Origin of the sequence: Sulfuricaulis sp., from assembly GCF_049587675.1 — a bacterium.
In the GTDB taxonomy this organism is placed as follows: domain Bacteria; phylum Pseudomonadota; class Gammaproteobacteria; order Acidiferrobacterales; family Sulfurifustaceae; genus Sulfuricaulis.
In genome coordinates, this window is record NZ_JBAVEJ010000314.1 from 1 (window position 1) to 1,937 (window position 1,937).

Sequence of the window (1,937 nt, forward strand, 5' to 3'; positions counted from 1 at the left end):
AGGTCGGCAGCGCGATCTCGGCCTCATTGCCCGGCGCGACCTGGGTCAGCTCGTTCTGTTGATACAGCGCGATCACCTGGTACTCGTCCTCGACGAAGCTCATCGCCTGGGCCGGCGCGAACGGCGCCGGGACCACGTACGAGCCCGGTCGCAACTGCACGTTGATCGGCGTGCCGTCGGCCGGGGCATACACGGTCGTCTGCGACAAATCCCAGCGCGCCTGGTCGAGCTGCGCCTGGAGCTGACGCACGTCACTTTCGTAGCGTTCCTCGTCGAACTTGCTGCCGGCACCGGTCGCGGCCAGCGCCCGCGTCTGCCGCAGGCGCGTCTGGGCGAGCGCGAGCTGCGCCTCTATGCGCTTGACGTCGAGCTGGTATGGCGTGGGATCGATCTTGAACAGCACCTCGCCCTTCTTCATCGGTTTATTGCCCGCGGCCGGCACCTCGATCACGCGTCCTTTCACCTGCGGCACAATCGACACGACGTACTTGATGACGCGCACGTCGGCCGATGAGGGTGCGAACACGTTGAGCAGCAGGACCAACGTAGTCAGGGCAACGATCGGGATGATCACGACTGTGACCTTGTGCGGCGTGGTCCACGGCAGCCACTTGAACTTGAAGTAGATAAGCCAGACAAAGAACGCGTAGATGCCGACTAATATAGCTTCCATCAGCCGGCCTCCTTCCCGTCGCCGCCGGCAAGCCGGGCTTCGAGCTTCGCCAATTCGCGTTTCACGGCACGCAGATCGTCGGCGTCGACACCCATGGCCGTGAGCCGTTCCAAATCGGCGCGCAACCGCGCGATTTCCTGGGCGGCGGCCGGCGCGCCCGGGGTTGCCTCCTTGTAGAAGTCTTCGTGCTTGTCGGTGCCGTAGGCAAGTTTGTACATCACCGGCTTGGAATAGGCCCACAACCAGGCGATCGGCCAGAGCAGGCCGCCGAAAAGCAGTGACAGGAGACAGAGCGTTTTGATCGCGTCTTTCTGCGGATGGTGGCGCTTCTCTGCAACCTTCTCCGGCAGAATATGCACCATCCAGAACAGATAGATGCCGCCGATCGGGACCATCACCAGCACGATCACCGCCAGGACATCGGCCGCGGTGTCGACCATGGAACCGGACATCGCCCATGCGTGCACCGGCGCAAGGAGCAGTGTCGCCAATCCGAGTCTTTTGATTCGCGTGTTCCGCGGCATGCCGGATACCAATGCTGTGACGCGGTCATTCTAATCACATCCACTGTCTCAACGCCAGTGCCGATAGCGATTCACTCTGCCGCCACGCATGCCGCAAGACAGAAAGGTACGCAACAGTGGTGGCACTGCCAATGAAAGCTACTCATGCGTCGGCACGAATCGCCACCAACGATTCGTCTCAGACGATATCGGTGCACCCGGTCTGGACTGACCGCAACCCAAGAAGGTGTTACGCTGTTGCCGATCACGCAATTGTCCAGTCAATACACCGGAGGACCGGCAGGAGGAACCAATGGCGGAATCTTCAAAGGATACCGGGGTCATACTGGCGCTCATCGAGCGCTTCGAGACCCAGCGGCTCCCGCGCGCCCAGGCGCTCAAGACGAAGGTCGATCGCGGCGACGTGCTGAGCGACCAGGACATGGCGTTTCTCAGCCAGGTATTTGAGGATGCCCAGCACATCAAGCCGCTCATGCACAAGCACCCCGAATGGCAGCCGCTGGTGTCGCGCGCGGTGGAGCTGTACAAGGAGATCACGGAGCGTGCCTTGGCGAACGAGCAGGCCGCGGGCAATCAAAAGCGCTAGCGCACCTTGCGTCCTCAGCCGCCAGCGCCGGTGGTGAGGGTGTGGATCACCGGCGTCGGTTACGCTGCGGCCGGTTGCGACCGCAACGCTGCCCGGCAGACCGCTGGCCCCGGACCGAACAAGCCGAAGGCGTGGTGTTGCGTTATGCTCTGTC

Annotated in this window: 3 protein-coding genes; 1 reads left to right on the forward strand and 2 read right to left on the reverse strand. The window is 62.5% G+C overall.

What is annotated here, in order from left to right:
• Both WB402_RS15850 and WB402_RS15855 read right to left on the reverse strand, forming a co-directional pair.
• A partial coding sequence (locus tag WB402_RS15850; RefSeq protein WP_424209588.1) for an HlyD family secretion protein occupies positions 1-673 on the reverse strand: 673 nt, incomplete at its 3' end.
• Entirely contained in the window at positions 673-1,197 is a 525-nt protein-coding gene (locus WB402_RS15855) for a DUF3302 domain-containing protein (protein ID WP_424209590.1), read from the reverse strand. The genes WB402_RS15855 and WB402_RS15850, both read right to left, overlap by 1 nt.
• A gap of 292 nt (positions 1,198-1,489) precedes the next feature.
• On the opposite strand from WB402_RS15855, the gene WB402_RS15860 reads away from it, so the two are divergent.
• Positions 1,490-1,783 carry a hypothetical protein gene (locus tag WB402_RS15860; RefSeq protein ID WP_424209592.1) on the forward strand — a complete coding sequence of 98 codons (294 nt, stop codon included), beginning with the start codon at positions 1,490-1,492 and terminating at the stop codon, positions 1,781-1,783.
• Positions 1,784-1,937 lie beyond the last annotated feature (154 nt).